This is a genomic window from Pseudomonas sp. OTU5201, from assembly GCF_038440135.1.
GTDB classification, from domain to species: Bacteria; Pseudomonadota; Gammaproteobacteria; order Pseudomonadales; family Pseudomonadaceae; genus Metapseudomonas; species Metapseudomonas resinovorans.
This window is the reverse complement of the sequence record NZ_JASATC010000083.1, coordinates 1-3,226: the sequence shown is the minus strand read 5'-3', so window position 1 is coordinate 3,226 and position 3,226 is coordinate 1. Positions and strand designations below refer to the sequence as shown.

Here is a 3,226-nt window from a genome sequence, read left to right as displayed (position 1 = left end):
CCCCTATGATCACAGGCAGATTGCTTGGGGTTATATGGTCAAGTGAAGAAGCGCATACGGTGGATGCCTTGGCAGTCAGAGGCGATGAAAGACGTGGTAGCCTGCGATAAGCTTCGGGGAGTCGGCAAACAGACTTTGATCCGGAGATCTCTGAATGGGGGAACCCACCTAGGATAACCTAGGTATCTTGTACTGAATCCATAGGTGCAAGAGGCGAACCAGGGGAACTGAAACATCTAAGTACCCTGAGGAACAGAAATCAACCGAGATTCCCTTAGTAGTGGCGAGCGAACGGGGATTAGCCCTTAAGCTTCTTGGATTTTAGCGGAACGCTCTGGAAAGTGCGGCCATAGTGGGTGATAGCCCCGTACGCGAAAGGGTCCAGGAAGTGAAATCGAGTAGGACGGAGCACGTGAAACTTTGTCTGAATATGGGGGGACCATCCTCCAAGGCTAAATACTACTGACTGACCGATAGTGAACCAGTACCGTGAGGGAAAGGCGAAAAGAACCCCGGAGAGGGGAGTGAAATAGAACCTGAAACCGTATGCGTACAAGCAGTGGGAGCCTACTTTGTTAGGTGACTGCGTACCTTTTGTATAATGGGTCAGCGACTTATATTCAGTGGCGAGCTTAACCGAATAGGGGAGGCGTAGCGAAAGCGAGTCTTAATAGGGCGTTTAGTCGCTGGGTATAGACCCGAAACCGGGCGATCTATCCATGGGCAGGTTGAAGGTTAGGTAACACTGACTGGAGGACCGAACCGACTACCGTTGAAAAGTTAGCGGATGACCTGTGGATCGGAGTGAAAGGCTAATCAAGCTCGGAGATAGCTGGTTCTCCTCGAAAGCTATTTAGGTAGCGCCTCACGTATCACTCCAGGGGGTAGAGCACTGTTTCGGCTAGGGGGTCATCCCGACTTACCAAACCGATGCAAACTCCGAATACCTGGAAGTGTCAGCGTGGGAGACACACGGCGGGTGCTAACGTCCGTCGTGAAAAGGGAAACAACCCAGACCGTCAGCTAAGGTCCCAAAGTTGTAGTTAAGTGGGAAACGATGTGGGAAGGCTTAGACAGCTAGGAGGTTGGCTTAGAAGCAGCCACCCTTTAAAGAAAGCGTAATAGCTCACTAGTCGAGTCGGCCTGCGCGGAAGATGTAACGGGGCTCAAACTACACACCGAAGCTACGGGTTCGTCGTAAGACGAGCGGTAGAGGAGCGTTCTGTAAGCCTGTGAAGGTGAGTTGAGAAGCTTGCTGGAGGTATCAGAAGTGCGAATGCTGACATGAGTAACGACAATGGGTGTGAAAAACACCCACGCCGAAAGACCAAGGGTTCCTGCGCAACGTTAATCGACGCAGGGTGAGTCGGCCCCTAAGGCGAGGCAGAAATGCGTAGTCGATGGGAAACGGGTTAATATTCCCGTACTTCTAGTTATTGCGATGGGGGGACGGAGAAGGCTAGGCCAGCTTGGCGTTGGTTGTCCAAGTTTAAGGTGGTAGGCCGAACACTTAGGCAAATCCGGGTGTTCAAGGCCGAGAGCTGATGACGAGCGTTCTTTTAGAACGCGAAGTGGTTGATGCCATGCTTCCAGGAAAAGCCTCTAAGCTTCAGATAACTAGGAACCGTACCCCAAACCGACACAGGTGGTTGGGTAGAGAATACCAAGGCGCTTGAGAGAACTCGGGTGAAGGAACTAGGCAAAATGGCACCGTAACTTCGGGAGAAGGTGCGCCGGTGAGGGTGAAGCATTTACTGCGTAAGCCCATGCCGGTCGAAGATACCAGGCCGCTGCGACTGTTTATTAAAAACACAGCACTCTGCAAACACGAAAGTGGACGTATAGGGTGTGACGCCTGCCCGGTGCCGGAAGGTTAATTGATGGGGTTAGCGCAAGCGAAGCTCTTGATCGAAGCCCCGGTAAACGGCGGCCGTAACTATAACGGTCCTAAGGTAGCGAAATTCCTTGTCGGGTAAGTTCCGACCTGCACGAATGGCGTAACGATGGCGGCGCTGTCTCCACCCGAGACTCAGTGAAATTGAAATCGCTGTGAAGATGCAGTGTATCCGCGGCTAGACGGAAAGACCCCGTGAACCTTTACTGTAGCTTTGCACTGGACTTTGAGCCTGCTTGTGTAGGATAGGTGGGAGGCTTTGAAGCGAGGACGCCAGTTCTCGTGGAGCCATCCTTGAAATACCACCCTGGCATGCTTGAGGTTCTAACTCTGGTCCGTCATCCGGATCGAGGACAGTGTATGGTGGGCAGTTTGACTGGGGCGGTCTCCTCCTAAAGAGTAACGGAGGAGTACGAAGGTGCGCTCAGACCGGTCGGAAATCGGTCGTAGAGTATAAAGGCAAAAGCGCGCTTGACTGCGAGACAGACACGTCGAGCAGGTACGAAAGTAGGTCTTAGTGATCCGGTGGTTCTGTATGGAAGGGCCATCGCTCAACGGATAAAAGGTACTCCGGGGATAACAGGCTGATACCGCCCAAGAGTTCATATCGACGGCGGTGTTTGGCACCTCGATGTCGGCTCATCACATCCTGGGGCTGAAGCCGGTCCCAAGGGTATGGCTGTTCGCCATTTAAAGTGGTACGCGAGCTGGGTTTAGAACGTCGTGAGACAGTTCGGTCCCTATCTGCCGTGGACGTTTGAGATTTGAGAGGGGCTGCTCCTAGTACGAGAGGACCGGAGTGGACGAACCTCTGGTGTTCCGGTTGTCACGCCAGTGGCATTGCCGGGTAGCTATGTTCGGAAGAGATAACCGCTGAAAGCATCTAAGCGGGAAACTCGCCTCAAGATGAGATCTCACTGGGATCTTGAATCCCCTAAAGGGCCGTCGAAGACTACGACGTTGATAGGTTGGGTGTGTAAGCGCTGTGAGGCGTTGAGCTAACCAATACTAATTGCCCGTGAGGCTTGACCATATAACACCCAAACAATCTGGTGATTGTGGGTGCGACTGGTTGAAGTCGACAGACCGAAAATTGGCCTGAACCGCAAAAACAGACTGTCACATACCTGATTCGGGGTAGCGTCCCAGACGATGCCCCAACCGAATTGCTTGACGACCATAGAGCGTTGGAACCACCTGATCCCATCCCGAACTCAGCAGTGAAACGACGCATCGCCGATGGTAGTGTGGAGCTTCTCCATGTGAGAGTAGGTCATCGTCAAGCTTCTATCCCAAACCCCCGATCCGCGTAAGCGGGTCGGGGGTTTGTCT

2 rRNA genes are annotated in these 3,226 nt (G+C 52.9%); both read left to right on the top strand.

Features of this window, described 5'->3' with window-relative positions:
* The first annotated feature begins 36 nt into the window (after positions 1 to 36).
* A 23S ribosomal RNA gene (locus AAHM40_RS26895) occupies positions 37 to 2,927 on the top strand.
* A gap of 136 nt (positions 2,928 to 3,063) precedes the next feature.
* A 5S ribosomal RNA gene (gene rrf / locus AAHM40_RS26890) occupies positions 3,064 to 3,179 on the top strand.
* The last annotated feature ends 47 nt before the right edge of the window (positions 3,180 to 3,226 follow it).